The organism is Streptomyces sp. So13.3 (genome assembly GCF_005860785.2).
Classification (GTDB): domain Bacteria; phylum Actinomycetota; class Actinomycetes; order Streptomycetales; family Streptomycetaceae; genus Actinacidiphila; species Actinacidiphila fildesensis.
Map to the genome: position 1 here is coordinate 5,886,676 of NZ_CP048835.1, position 22,193 is coordinate 5,908,868.

Annotated in this window: 21 protein-coding genes and 1 pseudogene; 9 read left to right on the forward strand and 13 right to left on the reverse strand. The window is 70.5% G+C overall.

What is annotated here, in order from left to right; genetic code table 11:
- The first annotated feature begins 46 nt into the window (after positions 1-46).
- The 3 genes from xylA to C8250_RS26675 all read left to right on the forward strand — a co-directional run bounded on the left by xylA (position 47) and on the right by C8250_RS26675 (position 3,530).
- Positions 47-1,216: a xylose isomerase gene (gene xylA, locus C8250_RS26665; RefSeq protein WP_138352174.1), complete on the forward strand. Its 1,170-nt coding sequence runs from the start codon at positions 47-49 to the stop codon at positions 1,214-1,216.
- A gap of 162 nt (positions 1,217-1,378) precedes the next feature.
- The gene (locus tag C8250_RS26670; RefSeq protein ID WP_138352173.1) at positions 1,379-2,812 is read left to right on the forward strand and encodes an ABC transporter permease; all 1,434 of its coding nucleotides are present in this window, start codon (positions 1,379-1,381) and stop codon (positions 2,810-2,812) included.
- Between the two features lie 31 nt (positions 2,813-2,843).
- Positions 2,844-3,530, forward strand: a complete 687-nt coding sequence (locus tag C8250_RS26675; protein WP_138352172.1) for an ABC transporter ATP-binding protein — start codon at positions 2,844-2,846, stop codon at positions 3,528-3,530.
- A gap of 136 nt (positions 3,531-3,666) precedes the next feature.
- On the opposite strand, the gene C8250_RS26680 is transcribed toward C8250_RS26675, so the two are convergent.
- The 7 genes from C8250_RS26680 to C8250_RS26710 form a co-directional block, all read right to left on the reverse strand.
- Positions 3,667-4,872: a Shedu anti-phage system protein SduA domain-containing protein gene (locus C8250_RS26680; protein WP_138352171.1), complete on the reverse strand. Its 1,206-nt coding sequence runs from the start codon at positions 4,870-4,872 to the stop codon at positions 3,667-3,669.
- 32 nt (positions 4,873-4,904) lie between these two features.
- The gene (locus C8250_RS26685; protein WP_346268773.1) at positions 4,905-5,276 is read right to left on the reverse strand and encodes a hypothetical protein; all 372 of its coding nucleotides are present in this window, start codon (positions 5,274-5,276) and stop codon (positions 4,905-4,907) included.
- 112 nt (positions 5,277-5,388) lie between these two features.
- Positions 5,389-5,778 (reverse strand): Imm7 family immunity protein, encoded by a 390-nt coding sequence (locus C8250_RS26690; RefSeq protein ID WP_138352169.1) that lies wholly within the window; start codon positions 5,776-5,778, stop codon positions 5,389-5,391.
- Positions 5,779-5,784: 6 nt separating this feature from the next.
- The gene (locus C8250_RS26695) at positions 5,785-6,402 is read right to left on the reverse strand and encodes a hypothetical protein (RefSeq protein ID WP_232484664.1); all 618 of its coding nucleotides are present in this window, start codon (positions 6,400-6,402) and stop codon (positions 5,785-5,787) included.
- The gene (gene msrA / locus C8250_RS26700) at positions 6,395-7,090 is read right to left on the reverse strand and encodes a peptide-methionine (S)-S-oxide reductase MsrA (protein ID WP_138352168.1); all 696 of its coding nucleotides are present in this window, start codon (positions 7,088-7,090) and stop codon (positions 6,395-6,397) included. The genes C8250_RS26695 and msrA overlap by 8 nt, the downstream gene beginning before the upstream one ends.
- Positions 7,091-7,160: 70 nt before the next feature.
- Positions 7,161-8,219, reverse strand: coding sequence for a hypothetical protein (locus C8250_RS26705; RefSeq protein WP_138352167.1), 1,059 nt, complete (start codon positions 8,217-8,219; stop codon positions 7,161-7,163).
- A gap of 4 nt (positions 8,220-8,223) precedes the next feature.
- Positions 8,224-9,789, reverse strand: coding sequence for a M48 family metallopeptidase (locus tag C8250_RS26710; RefSeq protein ID WP_138352166.1), 1,566 nt, complete (start codon positions 9,787-9,789; stop codon positions 8,224-8,226).
- Positions 9,790-9,900: 111 nt separating this feature from the next.
- Here C8250_RS26710 and C8250_RS26715 point away from each other — a divergent pair, with 111 nt between their 5' ends.
- Positions 9,901-11,064 (forward strand): cystathionine gamma-synthase, encoded by a 1,164-nt coding sequence (locus tag C8250_RS26715; protein ID WP_138352165.1) that lies wholly within the window; start codon positions 9,901-9,903, stop codon positions 11,062-11,064.
- A gap of 90 nt (positions 11,065-11,154) precedes the next feature.
- Here C8250_RS26715 and C8250_RS26720 read toward each other — a convergent pair whose 3' ends face one another.
- The 3 genes and pseudogenes from C8250_RS26720 to C8250_RS26730 all read right to left on the reverse strand — a co-directional run bounded on the left by C8250_RS26720 (position 11,155) and on the right by C8250_RS26730 (position 12,671).
- A complete protein-coding gene (locus tag C8250_RS26720; protein WP_138352164.1) occupies positions 11,155-11,403 on the reverse strand; it encodes a hypothetical protein in 249 nt (82 codons plus the stop codon).
- Positions 11,404-11,615: 212 nt separating this feature from the next.
- A pseudogene (locus C8250_RS26725) lies at positions 11,616-12,041 on the reverse strand (sigma factor-like helix-turn-helix DNA-binding protein); the annotation flags it as partial.
- Between the two features lie 108 nt (positions 12,042-12,149).
- A complete protein-coding gene (locus C8250_RS26730) occupies positions 12,150-12,671 on the reverse strand; it encodes a MarR family transcriptional regulator (RefSeq protein ID WP_138352162.1) in 522 nt (173 codons plus the stop codon).
- Positions 12,672-12,803: 132 nt separating this feature from the next.
- Here C8250_RS26730 and ilvA point away from each other — a divergent pair, with 132 nt between their 5' ends.
- The 3 genes from ilvA to C8250_RS26745 all read left to right on the forward strand — a co-directional run bounded on the left by ilvA (position 12,804) and on the right by C8250_RS26745 (position 16,052).
- Complete coding sequence (gene ilvA / locus C8250_RS26735) at positions 12,804-14,030, forward strand: threonine ammonia-lyase (RefSeq protein ID WP_138352161.1); 1,227 nt, start codon at positions 12,804-12,806, stop codon at positions 14,028-14,030.
- Between the two features lie 199 nt (positions 14,031-14,229).
- Positions 14,230-15,198 (forward strand): ATP-binding cassette domain-containing protein, encoded by a 969-nt coding sequence (locus tag C8250_RS26740; protein WP_138352160.1) that lies wholly within the window; start codon positions 14,230-14,232, stop codon positions 15,196-15,198.
- Positions 15,198-16,052, forward strand: a complete 855-nt coding sequence (locus C8250_RS26745; RefSeq protein WP_138352159.1) for an ABC transporter permease — start codon at positions 15,198-15,200, stop codon at positions 16,050-16,052. Before C8250_RS26740 ends, C8250_RS26745 begins: the two co-directional genes overlap by 1 nt.
- A 118-nt stretch (positions 16,053-16,170) precedes the next feature.
- Here the strand turns inward: C8250_RS26745 and greA are convergent, their stop codons facing one another.
- On the reverse strand, positions 16,171-16,677 hold the full coding sequence (greA, locus tag C8250_RS26750) for a transcription elongation factor GreA (protein ID WP_138352158.1): 507 nt from the start codon (positions 16,675-16,677) through the stop codon (positions 16,171-16,173).
- 132 nt (positions 16,678-16,809) lie between these two features.
- The gene (locus C8250_RS26755) at positions 16,810-17,220 is read right to left on the reverse strand and encodes a DUF4307 domain-containing protein (RefSeq protein ID WP_138352157.1); all 411 of its coding nucleotides are present in this window, start codon (positions 17,218-17,220) and stop codon (positions 16,810-16,812) included.
- Positions 17,221-17,335: 115 nt separating this feature from the next.
- On the opposite strand from C8250_RS26755, the gene mca reads away from it, so the two are divergent.
- Together mca and C8250_RS26765 are read left to right on the forward strand one after the other, a co-directional pair.
- Complete coding sequence (gene mca / locus C8250_RS26760) at positions 17,336-18,208, forward strand: mycothiol conjugate amidase Mca (protein WP_138352156.1); 873 nt, start codon at positions 17,336-17,338, stop codon at positions 18,206-18,208.
- Positions 18,209-18,223: 15 nt separating this feature from the next.
- Positions 18,224-18,502 carry a hypothetical protein gene (locus tag C8250_RS26765; RefSeq protein WP_138352155.1) on the forward strand — a complete coding sequence of 93 codons (279 nt, stop codon included), beginning with the start codon at positions 18,224-18,226 and terminating at the stop codon, positions 18,500-18,502.
- A 99-nt stretch (positions 18,503-18,601) separates the two neighbouring features.
- Here C8250_RS26765 and C8250_RS26770 read toward each other — a convergent pair whose 3' ends face one another.
- A complete protein-coding gene (locus C8250_RS26770; RefSeq protein WP_138352154.1) occupies positions 18,602-21,856 on the reverse strand; it encodes a tetratricopeptide repeat protein in 3,255 nt (1,084 codons plus the stop codon).
- Positions 21,857-22,193 lie beyond the last annotated feature (337 nt).

A 22,193-nucleotide genomic window follows, 5' to 3' on the forward strand; every position in this document is an offset into this window, starting at 1 on the left:
CCGCATACTAATTTGTTCAACGGTCTTACGAATAGGAGCCGGCGCCATGAGTCTCACCCCCACCCCCGAGCACAAGTTCACTTTCGGCCTCTGGACGGTCGGCTGGCAGGGCCGCGACCCGTTCGGTGACGCCAGCCGCCCCGCCCTCGACCCGGTCGAGTCCGTCACCCGGCTCGCCGAGCTGGGCGCGTACGGCGTGACGTTCCACGACGACGACCTCATCCCGTTCGGCGCCACGGAGGTCGAGCGCGAGACGCACATCAAGCGGTTCCGGCAGGCCCTCGACGCGACCGGCCTGGTGGTGCCCATGGCCACCACCAATCTCTTCACGCACCCGGTCTTCAAGGACGGCGCCTTCACGTCCAACGACCGTGACGTACGGCGGTACGCGCTGCGCAAGACGGTCCGGAACATCGATCTGGCCGTCGAGCTCGGTGCGCAGGTCTATGTGGCGTGGGGCGGCCGGGAAGGGGCGGAGTCCGGGGCGGCCAAGGACGTGCGGGTCGCGCTGGACCGGATGAAGGAGGCGTTCGACCTGCTCGGCGAGTATGTGCTGGGGCAGGGGTACGACCTGCGGTTCGCCGTGGAGCCCAAGCCGAACGAGCCGCGCGGCGACATCCTGCTGCCGACCGTGGGGCACGCGCTCGCGTTCATCAACGAGCTGGAGCACCCGGAGCTGGTCGGGGTGAACCCCGAGACCGGGCACGAGCAGATGGCCGGGCTCAACTTCACGCACGGCATCGCGCAGGCGCTGTGGCACGGCAAGCTCTTCCACATCGACCTCAACGGCCAGACCGGCATCAAGTACGACCAGGACCTGCGCTTCGGCGCGGGCAATCTGCGGGACGCGTTCTGGCTCGTCGATCTGCTGGAGACCGCCGGTTACGAGGGGCCCCGGCACTTCGACTTCAAGCCGCCGCGTACCGAGGACTCCGACGGCGTCTGGGCCTCGGCCGCCGGGTGCATGCGCAACTACCTGCTGCTGAAGGAGCGCGCCGCCGCGTTCCGTGCCGATCCGGTCGTGCAGGAGGCGCTCAGGGCGTCCCGGCTGGACGAGCTGGCCCGGCCGACGCTGGGGGAGGGCGAGACGCTCAGTGATCTGCTGGGCGACCGGGCGTCGTTCGAGGACTTCGACGTCGAGGCGGCGGCGGTGAAGGGCATGGCGTTCGAGCAGCTCGACCAGCTGGCGATGGACCACCTGCTCGGCGCCCGCTGACCTTTCTCATCCGGCTCTCAGTCCGGCCTCACCCGTTCATCACCGCTGGTTCCTACCGTGACGGCGCAGCGGGAGTACGAGGGACCTCCGATCCACTCGTACTTCCGCCGTCCCCATTCATCCCCCCGCATCCTGGCCGGGGTGGCAACGGCGAGGAATCGCATGTTCTTTACGTATCTCAGGCGCGAGCTGCGACGTCGCAGAAAGGCCGCGCTGGTCATCGCGCTGGGGCTGGCCCTCGGTATCGGGCTGGTCATCACCGTCAACTCGGCCTCGGCGGGGATGCAGGTGGCGCAGGGCAAGGTCCTGCAGTCCCTGTACGGCCTCGGGACCGATATGACGGTCACCAAGGCCGCCGCCGCGCAGGGCAGTACCGGGGCCACCGGGCGTCCGAAGTTCAACTTCGGTGCCACCACGGACTCCAAGGAGCAGAGCAGCGACCAGGTGATGGTGCAGGGCTTCGAGTCGCTGCCCAGCACGGTCGTGTCCCAGGTCGCCGGGCAGAAGGGGGTGGACGACGCCGTCGGCGGGCTGAGCCTGCGGGTGCTGAAGGTGAGCGGGCAGTTCGACCGGGGGCAGGTCAAGCAGGGCCAGACCACCGGCGGCGGGCGCGGTGGTGGCGGCGCGCAGCCGCCGAGTGAGGTGCAGGGCGGTGGCGCGCAGTTCGACGTCAACAACTACTCGGTCTACGGCGTGGACGTCGCCAAGCCGGCGCTCGGGCCGCTGACCTCCTCGAAGATCACCTCGGGTACGTCCTTCACGAGCGCGCAGTCCAACACCGCCGTGGCCGTCCTCGACAGCTCCTACGCCAAGGAGAACAAGCTCGCGGTCGGTGGCACGCTCACCATCAAGGCCGTCAAGTACAAGGTCATCGGCATCGCGACCGCCGACAGCGGCGACTCCGCCGCCAACGTCTACATCCCGCTGACGCAGGCCCAGACGCTGGCCGGCGCCAAGGACAAGGTCACCACGGTCTATGTGAAGGCCACGGACTCGCAGCAGATCGACGGCGTCAAGTCCGCCATCCAGAACAACGTCCCGGGCACGACGGTCACCACCTCCGCCGATCTCGCCTCCACGGTCTCCGGTTCGCTCGCCACCGCTTCCGACCTGGCGACGAACCTCGGCAAGTGGCTCTCCATCGCCGTGCTGATCGCCGCGTTCCTGGTCGCGGGACTGCTCACCTCCTCCGCCGTCAGCAGGCGCGTGCGGGAGTTCGGCACGCTCAAGGCGCTGGGCTGGAAGAGCCGCCGGGTCACCGGTCAGGTGATGGGCGAGGCCCTGGTCAACGGCCTCATCGGCGGCGTCCTCGGTATCGCGCTCGGCCTCGGCGGCGCGTACCTCATCACCGCCATCAGCCCGACGCTGACCGCGTCGGTCGCCTCCGGTGGCGGTGGCGGTGGTGGCTTCGGCGGCGGGCCCGGGCGGCAGGCCGCGACGAAGGCGCTGGACATCGCGCTGACCGCTCCCGTCAGCCTCGGCACCATCGGCCTGTCGGTCGGCCTCGCCGTCGCCGGCGGCCTCATCGCGGGCACCTTCGGCGGCTGGCGCGCCTCCAGGCTCCGCCCGGCGGACGCCCTGCGCCGCGTCGAATAGCCACCCACCTTCAGTCTCAAGGGAGTTGACCATGTACCAGCTGACCGGCGTCACCAAGCACTACCGACGCGGCAAGGACACCGTCGAGGCCCTACGGGGTGTCGATCTCACCATCGAGGACGGCGACCAGCTCGTCATCCAGGGCCCCACCGGCGGCGGCAAGTCCACCCTGCTGCAGATGCTCGGCGCCCTCGACCGCCCGACCGAGGGCTCGGTGGAGTTCGACGGCGTCGACCTCGCCCGGCTCGGCGAGGCCAAGCTCACCAGGATGCGCGCCGAGAACATCGGCTTCATCTTCCAGAGCTTCAACCTCATCCCGACGCTCACCGCCCAGGAGAACGTCGAGACGGCCCTCGTCCCCATGGGCGTCAAGCCCGCGGAACGCCGCCGCCTCACCGTCGAGGCACTGGAGTCCGTCGGCCTCGACGAACGCCTGAGCCACCTGCCCTCCGAACTCTCCGGCGGTCAGCAGCAGCGCGTCGCCATCGCCCGCGCCCTCGTCAAGAAGCCCAAGGTCCTCCTCGCCGACGAGCCCACCGGCAACCTCGACGAGGCCACCCGCGACGACATCATGGGCCTCCTCGAAGGCCTGTGGAGAGAACGCGGCCTGACCTTCATCCTCGTCACCCACGACTCCGCCATCGCCAAACGCGCCCCCCGCCTGGCAACCATCCGCAAGGGCCGCGTCACAGTGACGGAGCGGGTCCTGGCGACCTAGCCGGCTGTCGGGGCCGGGCCACCCGACGAGGGCCCGGCCCCGACACGGCGGTCGGCAAGGAGACCTCCGCGGCGTACACGAGCAGGTTCGCGAAGCGCAGCCATGGGAGCAGGTGCATGTTCAGTGGCGCGTACCTTCATTGCCAGCCGTCCAATGCACGCTCTGCGTTGTCGACCAGTTCCTTATAGGTCATGACCTCAACGCGACTGATGTGTGTGTTGAGGGTGCGGAAGGCCTCGTTGATCGCGTCTTCGGCAACAACGGGTTGCGCGGCAGGGTGTCCAATCAACACGAGTGCGCTTGCTCGCCGAGTCTCGATGCCCAGTTCATCTCGAATGCGGAGTCGGTGTTCATCCAAGCCGACAAGGTAGTTGACCGCTTGGCTCACTGCGTCGTGTACTTCGGCCGTCGGTACCCAGCACCCTCGGTGTTCCTTGACCAGGCGGCCGCGCAGGCTCATGGAACGCTTCAACTCGACGATATGTAGTGCGCCATCCCCGCGTATGAGGGGGATATCCACCTCGTCGCCTGGTACCAATCGGCGCTGGACCGCTTGGCTCGCGAACTGGCCACCGAAGATCCAGTGCTGACCGTCCAGCGCGCGTTGCAAGTCGAGCTCACTCGCCTCCGGATCCTCCACCACCTTGCGCAACGCCTTGAGATCCTTCCGACGCTTTTGAATCTCGGCGGCCCGGAGTAGCAGTTGCCCCTCCTCGTCCGCTGCCAAAATTGCCAAGGAGCCAGGAGACATCACGATGTGGCGGGCAGATTTCTCCGGATCTTCCAAATCGACTCTTTCGCGTAGGACTTGCTCCATCCACGCGGCCACCTCGGCAGAGCCACGGACTATTCGATACCGGCTGGGTTGCTCCTGCGACTGTTGCATGTAACGGGCGTCCCGGGCGACGGACCCTACGTGAGTAAGCACCTCGCTCGGGCTCGCGTCGGGATACTCGCTGAGGTACTGATCGCCGAGCTGAGCGAAGAAGGCAAGACTCGCGGCTATCGTTCGTGCCAGGAAGTCCTGGTGCGAGCTCAGCGGTTGTGTCGACCGTTGAAAGAGGCGGTATCGCTCTTCGAAGTCCGGTCGGAGGATCCGACCTTCCGCGTAGTCCAGAGAGTCTTGTATCAGTCGCACGATGTGCCACTCGTCTGCCGCTGCCGCTGCCGAGCGCACGTTCTTCAGTACGGTGACGAGTGCTTGGCCTCCTCTGTAGGGGACCTTTCCGCTGCGCATATGCTTGAAGACCGATGCAAGCGCGTCCTTGACGTCAGGATCGATGGCTTGCTCGGCCACGCGCTCCAGTTGCAACTTCAACGCGAAGTCAGATCTCACATCCATAGTCACGATTCTGGTGCCTGGCACTGACAGAATCAGCTTGCGTTGTACCTGCTGAAGATGTGGAGTGCCGCGTCGATCTGTGCTTTCGTGCGGTCGTCGGCTTCCCCTTCGAGTCGCACGAAGACGACGGAGGAACCAGGGTCGGCCGCGACCAGCAGGGTCAGCGGTATTCGGCCCGCCAACGGGTAGTCGTACCAGCCCCCGGGCCTCTCCACGTCCGTGCCTGGGAGGGCGCCCTCGGTAGCCCCCCAGTCCGAGTCGTCGAAGCGGTAGCCCGAGAACTCCGCAACCGACTCGCAGAACGGCCGCAGATTGGCCTCATGGATCCAGCGGCCGCCGAAGATCGGATCGGAGCACGGAGGGTCGTCTGTCGGTCGTGACGACTCCGATGGGGATGGAAACACCCGTGCCTCCCGGCCCGCAGTACCCGTCAACGTTGCGGTCAAGGTACCGCTGGTCGTCCGGATCGCGAGGGTCGTTGGCGGTGGTGCGGGACAAGCGCAGCCGTGATCGTGGTCACGGATCTTCGATGGTGGGCCGGACGGGGGACAGGAACGGGTCCGGTCGCTCGGTGAGGGCGCCGCGGGCGAGGCGGTGGACTCGGAAGGCGTTGGGGTTCTGCGGGTCTTCGTCGTCGTACGTGTGGAGCAGACCGTAGGAGCCGGGCGCGATGCGGCCGACTTCCGTGAACAGGTCGATGATCTCCGGGCCGTGCAGTCCGGAACGGTTGGGGTGGCCGGCGATGTGCAGCATCCAGCGACCGTTCATCGCGCGCAGGTCGGCCAGGTAGGGACTGTCCATGCGATCGAGGAGTGTCCGCACCTGGCCGAGGAACGCGTCGCAGGGAGTCTCGTCCTCGGGGTCGGGACTCCCTACGAGCGTGATCCAGCCGTGGTACTCGAACACGTCGTCTCAGCAGCCTGAGGGATGGCTGGACAGCCAGTTCCTGTGCTCGTCGCGTAGGGCGTCCCGCTCCTGGGGCGTTGCCAGGATGACGTCGGCCCCGCCGTCGTAGGGGTGGTGGATCCGGCGGAGATCCGTATCGGTTACGAGCACGCCGGCCAGTTCGTCATCCGCCACGTGCCGGAGCAGCGTGTCGATGCAGCCGCTCTGCCATGGTCGTCGGCTGACGTAGAGGTGGGTGTGGACGTCGGAATCGAGATCGGGGTCCTCCGCGTCCGTGAGCGTGGTCCAGCGGGAGGCGCCGTGGTCCGCGTCGCGGCGGGTTGCGGGGTGCTCCGCTTCGGCGGGAGGAACCGACCAGGCCGTGGTCACCACGTACACGTCTCTGCCGACGAACAACCCGTCCAGGACCGTGTTGTACCGGTCCAGGACGGTGGTGTACTCGTGCTCGTTCTCCGGGTAGCGCTTCCCCCCGGGGAGGCTGTGGAAGCGCACCCACCGGTCGTTGTAGACGCTTCGTAGTCGGTGCGCGACCGGCGGGCCCAGCGGCCGTCTTTCCCGCCACAGCGCGGACAGGGCTTCGCTGTCGAAACCGACATCCGCGCCGGGCGGGAGTGGGTCAGCCATCTGCCGGGGCGATTCCGGTCGGGCAGGAGCGGCCCCAGTTCGTCTCCGAGGGGGAGTCCAGGTTGACGCCGGTGCCGCCGATGCCGCAGTAGCCGTCGGGGTTCTTGTCGAGGTACTGCTGGTGGTAGGGCTCGGCGGGGTAGAAGGGGCCGGCCGGGAGGATTTCGGTGGTGATGTCGCCGTAGCCGGCCTTGGTGAGGATCTGCTGGTAGGCGTCGCGGGAGGCCTGGGCGCCGGTGAGCTGGTCCGGGGAGTGGGTGTAGACCGCGGAGCGGTACTGGGTGCCGGAGTCGTTGCCCTGGCGGTTGCCCTGGGTGGGGTTGTGGGACTCCCAGAAGACCTTCAGCAGCTCGGCGAAGGACACCAGCGCGGGGTCGTAGACGACGCGGACGGCCTCGGTGTGGGCGGTGAGACCGCTGCAGACCTCGTCGTAGGTGGGGTTCGGGGTGTGGCCGCCCTGGTAGCCGACGAGGGTGGTCCAGACGCCCGGGGTCTGCCAGAACTTGCGCTCGGCGCCCCAGAAACAGCCCATCCCGAAGTCCACGACCGCCAGATCGGCGGGGTACGGGCCGGTCAGCTGCTTGCCCAGCACGGTGTGCCGCGCGGGCACGTCGAATTCCGGCTCCGGGCGGCCCTTGAGGGCCTCGTCGGCGGAGGGCAGGTGGTTCTTGTGGCGGTTCAGGAACATGGGGGTTACTCCTCCGGGGTCGGCTCGCTCTGAGAGAACGTATGGACGGCCCGCGGGATTCCGTGCGGGTTCATTTCGCCCGCTGGAGTGCCTTCCGGATCGCTTTGTTCCGGGTGGCGACGAAGAACTCCGCGGGATCCACCTGGTAGCGCCAGGGGAGGGCGTCGATCCAGCCGTCGACCAGCCGGAACTGCTCGGCGGACTCCTGGAAGCGCCCCTGCTGATACAGGAAGAACGCGAGGAGGTGCCGGGCCTCGGGCAGCTGGGGGTGGTCCGCGCGGGCGGCGGCCACGTCGGCCAGCAGGGCGTCGACCCGGGCGAGCAGGTAGGGCGCCCGGTATCCGGCGCGCTTCACACCCTGCAAGCCGCCGTGCTCGTACCAGCTGATCAGCGGCAGAGCCTGGAGCAGGCTGCCGAGGGGAGCGCCGGCCGCGGCGTCGGCGGCGAAGCGGTTCGCCAGCTCTCCCGAACCGCACCACTTCGCGCACAGGTACTGCAGCACCGAGCTGTGGGCGAGGAAGTGGTGCGGGGCACGCTTGTCGACCTCCGTCCACATCAGGTGGAAATCGTGGTGGGAGTATCCGAAACCGATCCCGACCCAGAGTTCCGGCATTCTCGCGCAGGGGTCCTCGGGCGCCAGCTGCACGGCGCGGAAGGCCGCGGCCCGTGCTCGGGTCAGCAGGTCGAAGAACCCCTGGAACTCCTGCGCGCTGGTGTACCGCGCGTAGTGGCCCCCGCGCCTCTTCCAGGCCAGGTCGACCAGTCCGTGCGCCTCGACGAGTGCCGCGGTGGGGTCGTCCGGCCGTTCTGCCTGCCAGGCCTTCAACGAGGTGTTGTCCCAGGCGGCGAGCTTGCCCAGCCGCTCGGCCCGGTAGGCGCGGAGATCCCAGTCGTCGCCGGTGTCGGCGAGCAGCTGGGCGGCGGGCTGCCAGTCGCCGGCCCGCCCCGCGGCCAGGGCGACGTCCAGCACCGGGTCGGGGCCCGGGCGGGTCGTGTCCTGCTGATCCTTCGGCACCAGGCCGGGCTCGGGCGGCCGGCTGACCGCCCTTCTGGTCATGAACCGGTGGTACTGCCGGCGGAGCCTGGGGCTCAGCCCGAGCACGAGGAAGACAAGCAAGGCTACTGCCATGGACTCAGGGCTCCTGGATGAGGGGAAGTGCGCCGGCCAGGAGCTCGCGCAGCGGCCCGGTGTCGGGGTCGTCGGTGACGGCGGCGTCGAGGGCCTCGGGGAGGGCCTCGTCGTAACCGTCGGGGAGGGTGAGGCGGGCGGGGGTGGACCAGGAGAGCGTCCAGTCGGCCTTGCCGGCGTCGGCGAGGGTGACGCAGGTCAGCATGGACAGGCCCGAGCGCAGCGCGGGCCGCGCGAATTCGCGGGCCGCGCGGCCGGTGACGGCGGCGGCTTCGGGGGATTTGGGGAGCCGGTCGGCGATGGCCCACAGCCGGCCGGCGTCGATGGCGTCCAGGATCTCGTCGAGGCTCGCGAGGCCGCGCTCCGCGGCGTGACCGGCCCCCGCCGCGGCCTGCTGGAGCGGCCGCGCGCCGGCCCGGAAGGTGGCGAGCCCGGCCTGGCTCGCGAGGGCTTCCCAGCTGACGTGCCGCATCCTTGCCGCGCCGGCCGCGAGCGTCGCGGTCTCCAGGGCGGCCAGTACCCCGTCCGGGTCGCGCAGCAGGGTGAGGGCGGACGGTGCGTCGGGATCGTCGCGCACACCGTCGTCGGGGAGCGCTTCGAGCAGGCGGACGCGTTCGGCGATGGGCGGGTGCGAGTCGTAGGGGGAGTGCTCCGGCTCGGGGAGCTCCGCCCGCAGTCCCGCCAGCTCGGTGCGGCGGTCCGGGTCGGCCAGCAGATGCCGCAGCCCGCCGTAGAACTCGCCGGTGGGCGGGAGCAGTTCCACGTCCCAGCCGAGGGTCGCGTAGCGGCTGACGTAGAAGTCGAAGGCGGCGTCCAGGACCGGGATCTCGCGCAGTGCGCCGGCCGCCGCGTCGCGGCCCACGATGCGTGCGGCGGCGCGGTCGGCGGCGAGCTCCTGGCGGCGGCCGACGGACTGGGAGGCGCGCATGTAGAGCTTGGCGTAGCCGGTGTAGATCCTGGCCAGCACCGCGTGCGAGGCGCTGTCGTTCGCCGCGGCCTGTACGTGGAAGGACTCGATGGTACGGACGACGCTGTCCCGGCCGCGCATGGTGATGCCGGCGAGGCGGGTGTCGCGGTTGCTGTAGTGGCCGAGTTCATGGGCGAGGACGGCGCGCAGGTGGGGGACGCCGAGCCCGGTCATGAGCGGTACGCCGAGGAACAGCCGGCGCCGTCCGGGCAACAGGCCCAGCAGATGGGCGCGCTCCGAGACACCCGCGTTGACCTGGCCGGTGAGGGTGATGTCACGGGGCGGGCGGGTGCCGGCCTGCCGCGCGAGGTCACGCACCTCGGCCCACAGCTCCGGCTGCTGCGTGTCGTCCACGGTCAGCCCCGGGGGGCCCTCGTCGCCCTTGCCGCCGCGGAACATGAACACTCCGCGAATGATCGGGAAGGTCAGCAGCAGCGGCACCACGAGCAGCTTGCCGAGGAAGAGCAGGGCGAGGTGCCCCTGGAAGGACTCGTAGACGATCACGCCGAACACTCCGGCCAGCACGGCCAGCAGGCCGGTACTGAGGACGTAGAAGCCCGCGAGCAGCACGAGAGCGCGCAGCGCGCGCAAGGTTGCGCCCATTGAAGAAGGTCCCCCCACAGGACAAGAGTTCGAACTCGAAGCGGGATCATACGGCGTGGGGCAGCACCCGGACCAGGCGGTTACCGGGCCCGGGCGACTACGCTCGGCGGAATGAGCGACCACGACCAGCAGCACCAGAATTTCGAAACCCTCGCGATCCACGCCGGTCAGGCGGCGGACGCCCAGACCGGCGCCGTGGTGACGCCGATCTACCAGGTGTCGACGTACAAGCAGGACGGAGTGGGCGGGCTGCGCGGCGGCTACGAATACAGCCGCTCCGCCAACCCGACCAGAACCGCGCTGGAGGAGAACCTCGCGGCACTGGAAGGCGGCCGGCGCGGGCTGGCCTTCGCGTCCGGGCTGGCGGCGGAGGACTGCCTGCTGCGCACCATCCTGTCGCCCGGCGACCACGTGGTGATCCCGAACGACGCGTACGGCGGCACGTTCCGCCTGTTCGCCAAGGTCGTCGAGCGCTGGGGCGTCCAGTGGTCGGTGGCCGACACGTCCGACCCGGCGGCCGTGCGGGCGCAGCTGCGGCCGAACACCAAGGCGATCTGGGTCGAGACCCCGTCGAACCCGCTGCTCGGCATCACGGACATCGCGGCGCTGGCGGAGATCGCCCGCGGCGCCGGCACCGGCGTGCGGCTGGTGGTGGACAACACGTTCGCGAGCCCGTACCTGCAGCAGCCGCTCGCGCTCGGCGCGGATATCGTCCTGCACTCGACGACGAAGTACATGGGCGGGCACTCCGACGTCGTCGGCGGCGCGCTGATCACCGGTGACGCGGCGCTCGGCGACGAGCTGGCCTACCACCAGAACGCGATGGGCGCGATCGCCGGGCCGTTCGACGCCTGGCTGGTCATGCGCGGCATCAAGACGCTGGCGGTGCGCATGGACCGGCACAGCGCCAACGCCACCCGGATCGCCGAGATGCTCCAGTCGCACCCGAAGGTGTCGCGGGTCCTGTACCCGGGGCTGGCCGAGCACCCGGGGCACGAGATCGCCGCGAAGCAGATGAAGGCGTTCGGCGGCATGATCTCGTTCCAGGTGAACGGTGGCGAGGAGGCGGCCGTCGCGGTGTGCAACCGCGCGGGCCTGTTCACGCTGGGTGAGTCGCTGGGCGGCGTCGAGTCGCTGATCGAGCACCCGGGCCGGATGACGCACGCCTCGGTGGTGGGCTCCGCGCTGGAGGTCCCGGCGGACCTCGTACGGCTCTCGGTGGGCATCGAGTCGGTCGACGACCTGCTGGCGGACCTGACCCAGGCGCTCGGCTGATCCGTCCGAACCGGCTGATCCGTCCGATCCGTCGCTGTGGGCACCTGGTGCCCGAGCCGTCGTGAGGGCACCTGGTGGCCGGCCGAGCCGCTACCAGGTGTCCACCGGCGGCGTGGTGTCGAGCGGCTGCGGGTCGGGCCACTCCAGCACCGCGAACACCACGCCCGTCACGATCGCCGCGACGAGCAGCAGCCACAGCAGCTGGTGCACGACGCGGCGCCGCCGCAGGATGCGGCGGCCGCGCTCGGCGGCCCGTTCCGCCAGGTCGGCGGGGACGTAGGGGTGCGGGGTGTCGAGGACCCGGCGGACCTCCTCCTCCTTGCGGTCCGGGGGCATCATGACGCCGCTCCCTGGATCTCGTCGGCCGCGGAAGAGCTCTCGGCCGGAGTGTCCGACGAGGACGCCGATCCCCCCGCCGATCTCCCGGGCGGACCCCCCGGCGATCCCCCGGGCGGACCCCCCGGCGGGTTCTCGCGCGAGTTCTCCGACGCGGCCTGTTTCCTGGCCTTCTCCGCCGCCGCACGGGCCTCGGTCACCGACCGGGCGGGAGCCGGCGCCGGGCGGCTGCGCAGGGTGGCCGTGGCACGGTTGCAGATGGCCCGTACGCGCTCCACAGGCAGTCCCAGCTGCGCGGCGGCCTGTTCCTCGGCGACGCCCTCGAACAGCCGCAGAACGACCACCAGCCGCTCCTGGGCGGTGAGCCGGTCCAGCGCCCCGCCGTGCGGCCGGCGCCACCAGGGCCGGTACGCGAAGCGCCGTACGAGCTCGGTGCGGGCCTGGTCGTACGGGTCCTCGGAACGCATCCGGAACCAGTTCGCGTACGTGTGCGCCAGGACGGTTCCCAGCAGTTTCTCGGCCGCGGCCGGGTCACCGGTGAGCAGGGTGGCGGCGTGCAGAAGCCGTCCTGCCGCTCCTGCGGTGAACGCCTGAAACTCGACGTCCCGTTGGTACTCCGCTGCCGCCCGGCGCGTGCCCACGCCGCCAGTGGACGTCAAGCAGGCGGTTCAGGTCAAGAGCTCTGCGGGTGCGGGGTGCGCGCGGCGGCCGGGCAGGACCGGCTCGAGCGCCGGCCCGGGCGTCGGGACCTACTCGTCGGCCGGTCCCGACTGCACCGTCGTCGCGTGCCACTCGGACAGCGCCAGGTTGAAACGCCCGAGCAGATCGCAGAACATCTCCCGCTCGTTCTCGCTCCAGCCCTCGGTGACCTGGGCCATCAGCTGCTTCCGGGAGCTGCGGACCTCTTCGAGCCGGCCGAGGCCGCGCGGCGAGAGGGCGAGCACGACGGCGCGGCCGTCCTCGGGGTGCGAGGTGCGCTTGACGAGGCCGGTGTCGACGAGCGGCGCGACCTGGCGGGTGACGGTGGAGGAGTCGATGCCCATGCCCTCCGCGAGCGCCTTCACGCCCATCGGGCCTTCGCGGTCGAGCCGGTTGAGCAGCAGGTAAGCGGCCCGGTCCATGGAGTTGCGGGCCTTGCCCACACCGCCGAGGCGGGTCTGCTCCGCGCGCCGGGCGAAGAGAGCGACCTGGTGCTGGAGCCGCTCGAAGAGTTCGGTGGGCCCCTCCTCGTCGAGGGGGGGAGAGGAGGGCGACTCCGATGGATTGGGCATGGCCGGAAGCTCGCGTTCTGTCGGTCCTGCGGAGGTTGGGAGAAGAGTACGCGGAGAGGGTCACCATGAGACCCATCCCGCACAAACCGTGCTCCGGCGGTGACACGGGACCGGAACTGGGACACTGGGCGCATGGACAGAGCGGCGCCCGCAGTACCCCACCCGATCACGCTCGACGACGTGCGCGGGGCCCACAAGATGCTGTCCGGGGTGGCCAGGGTGACCCCGATGGAGGGCAGCCGGTACCTCACCGGTCTGGTCGGCTCCCCGGTGCATCTGAAGTGCGAGAACCTGCAGCGCACCGGCTCGTTCAAGGTGCGCGGCGCGTATGTGCGGATCGCCGGCCTGACGCAGGAGGAACGATCCGCCGGGGTCGTCGCCGCGAGCGCCGGCAACCATGCGCAGGGCGTCGCGCTGGCCGCGTCACTGCTCGGTGTGCGGTCCACGGTCTTCATGCCGGTGGGCGCACCGCTGCCGAAGATCGCGGCGACCCGCGACTACGGGGCCGAGGTGCGGATGCACGGACAGGTGGTGGACGAGACGCTGCGCGCCGCCAAGGCGTACGCGGAGGAGACCGGCGCGGTCTTCATCCACCCCTTCGACCACCCGGACATCATCGCGGGCCAGGGCACGGTGGGCCTGGAGATCCTGGAGCAGTGCCCCGAGGTGCGGACGATCGTGGTCGGCATCGGTGGCGGCGGGTTCGCCGCGGGTGTCGCGCTGGCGGTGAAGGCGCTGCGTCCGGATGTGAAGGTGATCGGCGTGCAGGCGGCGGGCGCGGCGGCGTATCCGCCCTCGCTGGCGGCCGGCGAGCCGGTGGCGCTGGGCGCGGTGGCGACGATGGCCGACGGGATCATGGTCGGCCGGCCCGGCGACATCCCGTTCAAAATCATTCGCGAACTGGTCGACGAAGTCCGTACCGTTTCCGAGGACGCTCTTTCCAGCGCGCTGCTGCTGTGCCTGGAGCGGGCGAAGATGGTCGTGGAACCGGCCGGGGCGAGCCCGGTGGCGGCGCTGCTGTCCGATCCGGACTCCTTCGAGGGCCCGGTGGTGGCGGTGCTGTCCGGGGGGAACGTGGACCCGTTGCTGATGCAGCGGATCCTCCGGCACGGGATGGCCGCGGCGGGCCGCTATCTGTCCCTGCGGCTGCGGGTGACGGACCGTCCCGGTGCGCTGGCGACGCTACTGGCGGTGTTGTCAGAGGCGGACGCTAACGTCCTGGACGTGAGCCACGTGCGGACCGACCCGCGGCTGGGACTCACGGAGGCGGAGGTCGAACTGCACCTGGAGACCAAGGGGCCGGAGCACTGCGAGGCGGTCGAGGCCGCTCTGCTGGGGGCCGGCTACATGGTCATCTGACGTCCGCTCCGGGCCGAGGTGCCCGAAGATTTCGGGAGCCCTGGTCTTGACGCGATATATCGCATGCGCCATGCTCGCGATGTGTCGCGTTTGGACTCTGTGTGTGCGGGCCCGGACGCCGGCCGAAACGGGTCGCGGCCGCCCGCGAACCTCGCGAACACCGACACCAGAGACCTATCCCCGGATTGGGAGTAGTCACATGCCAGGCGCGATCTACGCCGAAGGTCTGGTCAAGACCTTCGGTGACGTACGGGCATTGGACGGAGTGGATTTCGACGTCCCGGAAGGCACGGTTCTGGGACTGCTGGGCCCGAACGGCGCCGGCAAGACCACCGCCGTACGGGTTCTCACCACCCTGCTGCAACCGGACAGCGGTAACGCCGTCGTGGCCGGTATCGACGTGCTCAAGCACCCCAACGAAGTCCGCCGCCACATCGGCCTGTCCGGCCAGTTCGCGGCGGTCGACGAGTATCTGACCGGCCGTGAGAACCTCCAGATGGTCGGCCAGCTCTACCAGATGAAGAGCCGTGACGCGAAGCTCCGCGCGGCCGAACTGCTGGACCGCTTCAACCTCGCGGACGCGGCCGACCGGCCCACCAAGACGTACTCCGGCGGCATGCGCCGCCGGCTGGACCTCGCCGCCGCGCTCGTCGTCAAGCCGCCCGTGATGTTCATGGACGAGCCCACGACGGGCCTGGACCCGCGCAACCGGCAGGTCATGTGGGAGGTCATCCAGGACCTGGTGGCCGGCGGCACGACCCTGCTGCTCACCACCCAGTACCTCGAAGAGGCCGACCAGCTCGCGCACGACATCTGCGTCATCGACCACGGCAAGGTCATCGCCCGCGGCACCTCCGACCAGCTCAAGGCGCAGACCGGCGGCGAACGCGTCGAGGTCGTCGTCCACGAGCGGGAGCGGCTCGCCGAGGCGGAGGGCGTCCTGCGCGGCTTCGGCAAGGGCGACACCAAGACCGAGGATCACACCCGCCGGATCACCGTCCCGGTCGACGGCGGTGCCAAGCTGCTCGCCGAGGTCATCCGCGATCTCGACGCCCGGGGCATCGAGATCGACGACATCGGGCTGCGCCGCCCGACCCTGGACGATGTGTTCCTCTCGCTGACCGGCCACGAGGCCGAGGTCGCCGCACCGGAAGAGGAGGCCAAGTGATGGCCGTCATCGACGCGAAGCCCACGACCACGCTCGCCCCGCGGTCCGGCGGCGGGGTCATGCAGTCCGTCCGGGACTCGCTGGTCATCGCCAAGCGCAATCTGATCCGGATGACCCGCATCCCGGAGATGATCATTTTCGGGCTGATCCAGCCGATCATGTTCGTGGTGCTGTTCACCTACGTGTTCGGCGGCTCCATGAAGGTCGGCGGCAGCACCGATCCCAACACGTACAAGGAATTCCTGATGGCGGGCATCTTCGCCCAGACCGTCACCTTCGCCACGGCGGGCGCCGGCGCGGGCATCGCCGACGACATGAACAAGGGCCTCATCGACCGCTTCCGGTCACTGCCCATGTCGCGCGGCGCGGTCCTCACCGGACGCACTCTCGCCGACCTGGTGCAGACGATGCTGACCGTCGTCGTGCTGGCCGTCGTCGCCCTGATCGTCGGATGGCGCGTCCACGAGGGCATCCCCAAGATGCTCGGCGCCTTCGGGCTGCTGCTCCTGCTGGGCTACGCCTTCTCCTGGATCGGCGCGCTGATCGGCCTGTCGGTCCGCACCCCGGAGGCGGCCACCTCCGGCGGTCTGATCTGGCTGTTCCCCGTGACGTTCATTTCCAACGCGTTCGCGGACACCACCAACATGACGCCCTGGCTGCGCCACATCGCCGAATGGAATCCGTTCAGCGCCACGGTGCAGGCCTGCCGGCAGCTGTTCGGCAACCCGGGCGTCTCGCAGTCCAGCGCCTGGCCGATGCAGCACGCCGTGTGGGCGTCGCTGCTCTGGTCCGTCCTGATCCTCGTGGTGTTCCGCACCCTGGCGGTGCGCAAGTACCGCTCCGCGACCGCCTGACCCGGACGACCGCCTGACCTGACCCGTAACGCGGAACGGGCTCCCCGCCGTACCCACGGCGGGGAGCCCGTTCTGCGGTGTCCCGGAAGGTGTGTCCCGGAAGGTGTGTCCCGGAAGGTCAGCCGCGGTGCGGCTTGACCGAGAGGATCTTCACGGAGGACTTCTTGCCGTTCGGCAGCTCGTAGACGGCGTCCTCGCCGGCCTTCTTGCCGCTCACGCCCTTGCCCAGCGGGGACTGCGGCGAGTACGTCTCCAGGGTGTCGCTCACGTACTCACGCGAGCCCACCAGGAAGGTCATGGTGTCGTCCGGGTCGCCGTCGAAGGCGATCGTCACGACCATGCCGGGCGCGACCACGCCGGTGTCGGCCGGCGCCTCGCCGACCTTGGCACGCTCCAGCAGCTGGGTCAGCTGGCGGACCCGCAGCTCCTGCTTGCCCTGATCCTCGCGCGCCGCGTGGTAGCCGGCGTTCTCCTTGAGGTCGCCCTCCTGGCGGGCTTCCTCGATCTTGGCGATGATCAGAGCGCGTGCCGGACCCGACAGGTACTCCAGCTCGGCCTTCAGCTGGTCGTACGCCTCCTGGGTCAGCCAGGTGACGCTCTCGCTGGTCTGGCTGGTCTGGGTCACTGGTGCTCCTCGTAGGTACTGCGTGGGACTGCGTCGAGTGCCTTGCCATCGCGTGGCCGGGCGAAACCTGGAGCTTAACAATTCCGGCACCCACACGGGAGCGGGAAATCGTCAGTGTGTCGTCGTGGCAGGTCAGCCCTGGTCCGCCGGCTTGCAGCCGAGCAGCTCAGCGGTCTCCCCGCGGTGGGTGGTCCGCATGGTGACCACGGTATCGACCTGCTTCTTGTGGTCGCGCATGGTCACGTCCATGCGTCCCACCTCAGTGTGGTCCTTGTCCACCGAGCGCAGCGTGCACACGGCGACCGTTCCGGCGTCCTTACGGACCTCCAGATGGATTTCCACGGCCTGGTCCGAGACGGCCCGGGACTTGATGACCTCGCCGCTCACGTCCGTGCCCGCGACCGAGTGCCAGCCGAACCAGCCGACCCCGCCCAGTGCCAGCACGCCCAGCACCAGGCCGATGATCTTCAGTCGCCGGTCGGCCCGCGCATCGGCGCCGCGTCCGTAGCGCCCTTCGGGCAGCCCCTCGCGCACCGCAGCCATGATCGTTCCTTCCGGTGGGGGCCATGGAATTAATTGCCCCCTCGCTTCGGTCACTATAGGAGGCGCCCTTTACATGGAACGAGGGGGCTACTACCGATGACTAGAGGATCCAGCCTTGACTGAGCAGCTGCGACTGATGGCCGTCCACGCCCACCCTGACGACGAGTCGAGCAAGGGCGCGGCCACCATGGCCAAGTACGTGTCCGAGGGGGTGGACGTACTGGTCGCCACCTGCACCGGCGGAGAACGCGGCTCGGTGCTCAACCCCAAGCTCCAGGGTGACCCTTATATCGAGGAGCACATCCACGAGGTCCGCGCCAAGGAGATGGACGAGGCCCGCGAGATCCTGGGCGTCAAGCAGTCCTGGCTCGGCTTCGTCGACTCCGGCCTTCCCGAGGGCGACCCGCTGCCCCCGCTGCCCGACGGCTGTTTCGCCGTGCAGGACGTCGAGGAGGCAGCCGGCGCCCTGGTGAAGCTGATCCGTGAGTTCAAGCCGCAGGTGATCACCACCTACGACGAGAACGGCGGCTACCCGCACCCCGACCACATCATGACCCACAAGATCTCCATGATCGCCTTCGAGGCGGCGGGCGACCCGGAGCGCTACCCCGAGGCCGGCGAGCCGTGGACGCCGCAGAAGCTCTACTACAACCAGGGCTTCAACAAGGCACGCACCGTCGCCATGCACGAGGCGCTGCTCTCCCGCGGCCTGGAGTCGCCGTACGCGGAGTGGCTGGAGCGCTGGAAGCAGTTCGACCGCCCCGAGCGGCAGATCAGCACCCATGTGCCCTGCGCCGACTTCTTCGAGATCCGTGACAAGGCGCTGCTCGCGCACGCCACCCAGATCGACCCGGACGGCGCCTGGTTCCACGTTCCCATGGAGATCCAGCAGGAGGTCTGGCCGACCGAGGACTACGAGCTCGCCAAGTCGCTCGTGGACACCTCACTGCCCGAGGACGACCTCTTCGCGGGCATCCGCACCGCCTAGCGCACAATGGGTACCGTGATTGCCTCCCACGCACTGACCCAGTACGTCCCGCTCGCCGCTCAGGAGCTGGACAACAACAAGGTGACGCCCGGTCTCATCGGCTTTGTGATCTTCGCGGCGATCGCGCTGTCGCTGTGGGCGCTGATGAAGAACATGGGCAAGCAGTTCAAGAAGATCGACTTCGAGGAGGCCCCGGACCCCGCTGCGGCGGCCCCGAAGCCGTCACGGGGTCTGCGGGCACACCGGGAGGCGCAGGCCGCCGCCCGGGCCTCCCAGGACAACCCGGCTTCGTAACGCGCCCAGGCGTCCCAGGACCACCAGGCTTCGTCACGCGCCCGGGCGCCGGCCGGGCCGGCCGCACACCGGCCCGGCGGGCGCTCCTGCCTGCGGCCCTCAGGGCGCCGCCGGCAGCAGGTCCATGACCATGCGCGCGGAGCGCCGCGGCATCATGCCCAGCCGCCACGCCTCCCAGCTGCCGCCGTGGGTGGCCGTACCGCGCTCCAGCAGGACGGTGTAGGCCTCGGCGTACTCCTCCAGATCCGGGTCCCGGCCCGGGTAGTGCGCGGCCAGCAGGGCGCGCAGCGTGTCGGCGGCCTGCCCGGCGCCGTCGTCGGACAGCAGGGGCTGGACGGTGCAGCGGAGGAACACCGCCCAGTCCTGGCCGCGCCGGTCGCCGAGGCCGTGGAAGAGCTCGCGGGCCTCGTCCAGCAGCGTGAGGGCCTCGACGAAACGGTTGTTCCCGGCGTCGATCACGGCGAGCTCCAGGCAGGACCAGGCCTCGCCGTGCTCGACGCCGATCCGCCGGAAGTCCTGCCGGGCGTCCTGGAGCAGCTGGCGGGCGAAGCCGCTGTTGCGGAGGTTGCCGGTGCGGACGGCCCGCTGGTCGCGGGTGACCCGGGCCGAGTGGTGGCGGGCGCAGGCCAGCCCGTACACGTCCCGTATCCGGCTGAACATGGAACGGGCCCGCTCCAGGGTGCGCAGCGCCTGGTCGCCGTTGCCGGACTCCTCCAGCGCGTGCCCCAGGTAGTACAGCGTCCAGGCCTCGCCGCGGGCGTCCTCGCAGGCCCGGTGGCGGACGAGTGCCTCGTCCAGTTCGCGGGCGGCCTCCTGGGCGTTGCCGCGCTGGAGGGTGGCGCGGGCGAGCTGGGTGCGGGTCCACGCGGCGCCGCGCGGGTCGCGGGTCAGCGCGTAGCACTGGCCGGCGCTGCGCAGCTCGGCCTCGCCCTCGTCGACCGCGCCGAGCCGCAGATGGACCTGCCCGAGCTGGAGGTGGGCCCAGGCCTGCCCGCTGACGCTCTCGTTCTGCCGGTGCAGTTCGAGGGATTCCAGGAGCAGCGGCAGGGCCTTGCCGAGCTGGCCCATGTCGCGCAGCACGGCCGCCAGCGCGTGCTGCGTCCACGCCCGGTCCTCGCCGAGCTCCGGTGCGGCCTGCAGCTCCAGGGCCTCGCGGAGCTTGCTCTCCGCCTCCCGCAGGCTGCCCTGGTGGTGCAGGGTGATGCCGAGGCTGCCGAGCGCGCGGGCGGCGCCCGCCGGGTGCTGCGCCTCGAAGTACAGGTCGACGACGGAGCTGAGGGTGGAACGCGCCTTGTCGAGTTCGCCGAGCTGCCGGGCCGCGATGCCGGTGCGCCACTGCACCGACCGCACCAGGATGTTCTGCTCCTCGTCCGGGGCGGCCTTGGACGCCTGCGCCAGCTCGCTGATCTCCCCGAGCCGGTACAGGTCGCCGCGCAGCAGGCAGTAGTCGCACAGCGCGCCGAGCAGGGCCTGGACGACGGTGCGGTCCACGCCCTCGGCGTGCCGCAGCGCGGCGGTGATGAAGCTCGACTCGTCGTCGAGCCAGCGCAGCGCCATTTCGAGCGAGGCGAAGCCGTGTGCGCCGAAGCGCCCGGCCCGGGTGGACGTCTTGCCCTCGACGAGGCGGATCACGGCGTTGGCCAGCTCGGCGTAGCTGCGGATCAGCCGCTCATGGGCGGCGGCGCGCTCGGCCGGGTCCTCCTCGTCGAGCAGCCGCGCGTGCGCGAAGCGGCGTACGAGGTCGTGCGGCCGGTAGCGGCTGCCGCGGATGTGCTCGATCAGTCCGGCCCGCGCCAGCTCCTCCAGCCGGCGGCCGGCCTCCTGCTCGTCGGTGGCCAGCAGTGCGGCGGCGGCCGCCGCGCCGAAGCTGGCCCGCCCGGCGAGCGCGAGCCGGCGCAGCAGCCGCCGGGACGGCTCGGGCTGGTCGTGGTAGCGCAGCGCGAGGATCCGCTCGACGGCCTCCTGCGGGCCGTAGGCCTCCAGGTCGGCGGCGAGTCCGGCGGCCGTGCCGTGCTCCTGCAGCGCCGCGCCGGCTATCCGCAGCGCGATCGGCAGACCGTCGCACAGACCGCGCAGCCGCTCGGACTCCACCGAGGTGGGCTCGGGCGCCTTCGCGGTCCTGGCCAGCTCGCCCAGCAGCTCATGGGTGTCGGCGGCGCCGAGCGGGCCGACGGGCAGGCTGTGCACCCACGCGTTGGGCAGGTCCAGGGAGAGCGGCTCGCGGGCGGTGACCAGCACCAGCGCCTCGGACCGCTCAGGGACCAGCATCCGCACCTGTTCGGCGTCGGAGGCGTCGTCGAGCACGATCGTCACCGGCGTGCCCGTCAGATGCTTCTGGTACTGGTCGGCGAGCCGCCGCAGATGCTGCTCGTGGTTGGGGCGCTCCCGGAACAGCAGCTGCTCGCGGGGCGCGCCGAGCCGGTTGAGCAGGTGCAGCAGCGCGTCCCGGGTCGGCAGCGGGCGTTCGTCCAGGGCCCCGCCGCGCAGGTCCACCACGCACGAGCCGCGGAACTGGTCGCGCAGCTGGCGGGCGGCGCGCACCGCGAGGGTGGTCGCCCCGGCGCCGGCCGGTCCGTGCAGGACGACGACGGTCGGCTTGCTCTCCGTGGACACCCGGGCCTGGTGCACCCACTGCGCGATCTGCGCGACCTGCTTGCGGCGCCCGGCGAACGGGCCGTCCGCGGAGGGCAGTTGGCCGAACGACTGCTCCAGCACGGCCCGGGTCCTGGCTGCGGCGCTGCGGTCGGTGCGGCGCGGCGCCGGAACCTGGTGCCGGCCGTTGGCCGTGGCGGGGGAGGCGGCCCGGGAGGAGGCGGACTCCGCCGTCGCCCGGCTCCGGTGCTGTTCGAGGAAGGGCCGGATGCCGCGCTGCTCCACCGCGTCCAGCCAGCGCAGCCGGTACGGGGCCGGGTCGTCGGCCGCCGCGGGGGAGTCGGGAAGGGGCGTGGCCGTGCCTCTGAGTCCGACGGCCACCGCTCCGACCGCCCCGGCGGCCAGCCCGGTGGTGAGGGACGCCCCGGCCGACAGGTTCTGGCCGATGACGTCCACCGCGAACGCCGTCACCCCGACCGCGCCCGCGGTGATCGCGGCGGTGGTCACCGTCCCGCGCGGGAACCGCCCGGCGAACCCCGGCTGCCCGGCGGGCCCGTCACCGGTGGCGCGCAGATACAGCGCGTACTCCCCGGCGGCCTGCGCCATGATCTCGTCCAGCGAGGCCAGCGCCCGCTGCAGCAGCCGCTCCGCGTCCGCCGGCGTACTGCCGCGTGCCTCCTCGACCACGGCCAGCTTCAGCCGGCTCTCGACCTCCGCCCGGTCCCTCCCGGACGGTTTCGCCGGCTCTGGCGCTTCTTTCAAGGTGCTCCCCTTCGCGGTCACTCACCCGTCACCGGCGTCCTCCGGTGGGTCTCGCGGGGCGGAGCCGGGCAGGAGGTGGATACCCGGCCGATCCACTCAGCCGCTCCACCTCTCCTTACCTCGGGTGGCGGGCCGACAACCCTGTTCCCGTGTGCGGGCGCGGGAGTTGGCGAGCCGTCAGCGGTGACCCGGGCCGGGCGGCAGCCGTGCTGCGCCGGGTGTCTCTCCCCAGCTCAGAACCTGCTCAACCGCTGCTCACTTGGGTTCGCGACCGTCCGGCCGGGGCCGCGGCGGTGTTTGACTGCGCAGGTGTCGAGCGAGAGGGACGGACCCCGCC

What these genes read in the sequence shown, in the direction of transcription:
- xylA (WP_138352174.1), top strand. Translation starts at nt 47, where the DNA reads ATGAGTCTCACCCCCACCCCCGAGCACAAGTTCACTTTCGGCCTCTGG.
- C8250_RS26670 (WP_138352173.1), top strand. Translation starts at nt 1,379, where the DNA reads ATGTTCTTTACGTATCTCAGGCGCGAGCTGCGACGTCGCAGAAAGGCC.
- C8250_RS26675 (WP_138352172.1), top strand. Translation starts at nt 2,844, where the DNA reads ATGTACCAGCTGACCGGCGTCACCAAGCACTACCGACGCGGCAAGGAC.
- C8250_RS26680 (WP_138352171.1), bottom strand. Translation starts at nt 4,872, where the DNA reads ATGGATGTGAGATCTGACTTCGCGTTGAAGTTGCAACTGGAGCGCGTG.
- C8250_RS26695 (WP_232484664.1), bottom strand. Translation starts at nt 6,402, where the DNA reads ATGGCTGACCCACTCCCGCCCGGCGCGGATGTCGGTTTCGACAGCGAA.
- msrA (WP_138352168.1), bottom strand. Translation starts at nt 7,090, where the DNA reads ATGTTCCTGAACCGCCACAAGAACCACCTGCCCTCCGCCGACGAGGCC.
- C8250_RS26705 (WP_138352167.1), bottom strand. Translation starts at nt 8,219, where the DNA reads ATGGCAGTAGCCTTGCTTGTCTTCCTCGTGCTCGGGCTGAGCCCCAGG.
- C8250_RS26710 (WP_138352166.1), bottom strand. Translation starts at nt 9,789, where the DNA reads ATGGGCGCAACCTTGCGCGCGCTGCGCGCTCTCGTGCTGCTCGCGGGC.
- C8250_RS26715 (WP_138352165.1), top strand. Translation starts at nt 9,901, where the DNA reads ATGAGCGACCACGACCAGCAGCACCAGAATTTCGAAACCCTCGCGATC.
- C8250_RS26720 (WP_138352164.1), bottom strand. Translation starts at nt 11,403, where the DNA reads ATGATGCCCCCGGACCGCAAGGAGGAGGAGGTCCGCCGGGTCCTCGAC.
- C8250_RS26730 (WP_138352162.1), bottom strand. Translation starts at nt 12,671, where the DNA reads ATGCCCAATCCATCGGAGTCGCCCTCCTCTCCCCCCCTCGACGAGGAG.
- ilvA (WP_138352161.1), top strand. Translation starts at nt 12,804, where the DNA reads ATGGACAGAGCGGCGCCCGCAGTACCCCACCCGATCACGCTCGACGAC.
- C8250_RS26740 (WP_138352160.1), top strand. Translation starts at nt 14,230, where the DNA reads ATGCCAGGCGCGATCTACGCCGAAGGTCTGGTCAAGACCTTCGGTGAC.
- C8250_RS26745 (WP_138352159.1), top strand. Translation starts at nt 15,198, where the DNA reads ATGGCCGTCATCGACGCGAAGCCCACGACCACGCTCGCCCCGCGGTCC.
- C8250_RS26755 (WP_138352157.1), bottom strand. Translation starts at nt 17,220, where the DNA reads ATGGCTGCGGTGCGCGAGGGGCTGCCCGAAGGGCGCTACGGACGCGGC.